Below are 2,560 nucleotides of genomic sequence, written 5' to 3'. Positions count from 1 at the left end.
TGGGCCGTTATTGTTCCGTCATAAGTAAGCATCCTGTATTTAAGCACATAATTTTTTTGTGGCTGCAGGGGCCAGTCTTTGTTTCGGGTAGGACTGAAGCTAAAAAACACATCACCTCTTTTGTTGGCATCTACCGGCCAAACCCGCATCGGTTCGGGAAAATTATAATTGGAAGGAAAGCTCATGAATAAAATGCCGCCATGCCCTTTCTGCAGGTCGCCGTCAATCATGCACCAGCGGGCAGTGGAAGCATCCGCTTCCTTACGCGTTTTGCCTTCCGAGGTAAGCACATTGCTGTTGGCATTGTTCCATTCTTCCGTAGCCCTGAAGCCAAAGCCGCCATAGCGGTATTCTTTAAGCGTTACCGGGCTGCCGGTGGCACAGTTCAGCGAGGATGTAAAGTCGCACAGCCACATATTATCCCCTGCATTGTATACTCTTATGTCCCAAACCTCATTCATCGCTGTTTTTTCCATCCCGGCTTGTGGTATATTAAAAGCCACATGTTGCTGCAGAGCCCTGAACCCCGCATATACATTGCCGCTGTATTTTGAAATGAAATTGCTGAACCGGACCGTACCTTTTTTATCGCCGATATTCCAGAAATCCACTTCCCTGTTTTCAAAAAGCACATGCGTCCACGGGTTCCATAAGCCCATGTGATGGTAATGATCCGGGGGATTGATCCTCGTGAGCACGTTTCCCGAAGGCGTCCATAAAGGATGGATAAAGCCGCTGCGCTTAAAAACCGTATCAACGCCGGCGGGAGGGTAATGCGTGGCAAAATTGTATTGCAATACATTTTTGCCGTTTTCTGTGATCAGTACGGCTTCTTCGTTTGTTATTAATTGTAATGCTGCGGTTGTGGCTGAAGATGGAGCGCCGGTCTTTACCAGCTCAAACACTCTTTTTGAAGCGCCGTTTTTATTGTGCACCATCCACCACAGGTAGCGGTGATAACCCGTTTCAACCTGAAAGGGTATGGTTGCAGCGCTCTTACCGTTCATTTCGCGAAGCAGCAACAGGGAGTCCGGCAGGCTGGTTATGGCGTCAAGATTTATATATACCGGCGCACTGATGCTGTTGTGCAGGAAGCGTTAGTTTGGCAATAACCTGGGCTTTGGTTGTTAAGCAGCACCACAGCATCAGCGCTGCTATAGTGACCGGTAATTTTATTTTCATATTTATATCAAAAAGCAATCGCGGCAAAATCAAAAAAATCTTAAAACTCTGTTAACGTAAAAATAGGGAGATACGCCGTGCTTTCCAACAGGTGATATGAGTAACATACCCGTTCATTTTCTGCACTCGTTCCCGGCAACGTTTGCATTATATGTATTTCAGCTAAAACCGCAATAATTTAGAAAAGATTTATTGTACAGGATAAATATATACAGGAATGATCAGGGCATTATATCTTTATTGTATGCAAACATCACAGCCTGTAACCATAAAAGATATTGCACGTAAGCTGGGTATTTCTGCGTCTACAGTTTCCCGTGCACTAAGAGGAAGCACGGAGATCAACCATGATACACGCAGGCTGGTGCAGGAACTCGCCAAAGAACTGAACTATACCCCCAACCCCATTGCGCTTTCGTTAAAAGAAAAGAAAAGCAAAGTAATAGGGGTGATCGTTCCCGAAATCGCCAATTATTTTTGTTCGGCTGTAATTGCCGGCATTGAAGATATTGCCTATAACCTGGGCTATCACGTGGTGATCTTTCAAAGTCATGAAAAATACGAAAGAGAGGTAACCAATATCAACCTGCTGGCATCCCGCAGGATAGACGGGCTCATCATTTCCGTATCCAATGAAACAAAAGCAGGCGCTCATATCGCAGAACTTATCCATAAAGGTGTTCCGGTAGTGATGTTCGACAGGATATGCGATGAAATAAACACGCCGCGTGTGGTTACCGATGATGCAGGCGGCGCCTATGATGCCACCTGTCATTTGCTGGAACAGGGATACCGGCGTATTGCTCAGGTTACCATGGCGCCTTATTTATCCGTTACAAAAAACAGGATGAAAGGGTATATTGAAGCATTGAAAAAGCACAAGATCCCCGTGCAGAAAAAATGGATCGTGCATTGCGACTTCAATTTTGCCAATGTCAAAAAAGCCCTGGTTAAGTTATTAAAAACAACGCCAAAGCCTAACGCTATCCTGGCCACCAGCGAAAGAATAGCAATGGATTGTTTTGAGGTGTTAAAGGAAATGAAATTACGCATACCGGCCGATATTGCTATGGTAGGTTTTTTTGACAATCCCGTTTGCCGGGTCATTGATCCTCCATTAACCGCCATTCATCAGCCCACTTTTGATATCGGTCAATCGGCTGCCCGCCTGCTCATTACCATGATAGAGAACAATACCCTGCAGCACCAGTACAAAACCATTGAGTTAAAAACAACCATGGAAATAAGGGCTTCTTCAATGAGGAAGGAGAAGGGGGGTGAGATTGTTTGAGGCTTCAGGTTTCAGGTTTGAGGTTTTAGGTCTCAGTGTCTTGTCCTGGTATAGGTAGACAGATTTAAGAACAAAAAAATCTGTAAA

General features: G+C 45.0%; 3 protein-coding genes. 1 reads left to right on the top strand and 2 read right to left on the bottom strand.

The window, feature by feature from the left end; translation table 11 throughout:
* Both PLH26_RS21500 and PLH26_RS21495 read right to left on the bottom strand, forming a co-directional pair.
* A partial coding sequence (locus PLH26_RS21500; protein WP_324588069.1) for a DUF6807 domain-containing protein occupies positions 1-1,007 on the bottom strand: 1,007 nt, incomplete at its 3' end.
* A gap of 43 nt (positions 1,008-1,050) precedes the next feature.
* A complete protein-coding gene (locus tag PLH26_RS21495; RefSeq protein ID WP_324588068.1) occupies positions 1,051-1,182 on the bottom strand; it encodes a hypothetical protein in 132 nt (43 codons plus the stop codon).
* 244 nt (positions 1,183-1,426) lie between these two features.
* Here PLH26_RS21495 and PLH26_RS21490 point away from each other — a divergent pair, with 244 nt between their 5' ends.
* Positions 1,427-2,473, top strand: a complete 1,047-nt coding sequence (locus tag PLH26_RS21490; RefSeq protein ID WP_324588067.1) for a LacI family DNA-binding transcriptional regulator — start codon at positions 1,427-1,429, stop codon at positions 2,471-2,473.
* Positions 2,474-2,560: the final 87 nt, after the last annotated feature.

It is taken from the genome of Agriterribacter sp. (genome assembly GCF_035444585.1).
Lineage (GTDB): Bacteria > Bacteroidota > Bacteroidia > Chitinophagales > Chitinophagaceae > Agriterribacter.
Note: the sequence above shows the minus strand (reverse complement) of the source record. Positions and strands in the feature narration are given on the sequence as shown.

Excerpts from the sequence above, each read along its gene's own strand:
- PLH26_RS21490 (WP_324588067.1), top strand. The coding sequence starts at position 1,427 with ATGCAAACATCACAGCCTGTAACCATAAAAGATATTGCACGTAAGCTG.
- PLH26_RS21495 (WP_324588068.1), bottom strand. The coding sequence starts at position 1,182 with ATGAAAATAAAATTACCGGTCACTATAGCAGCGCTGATGCTGTGGTGC.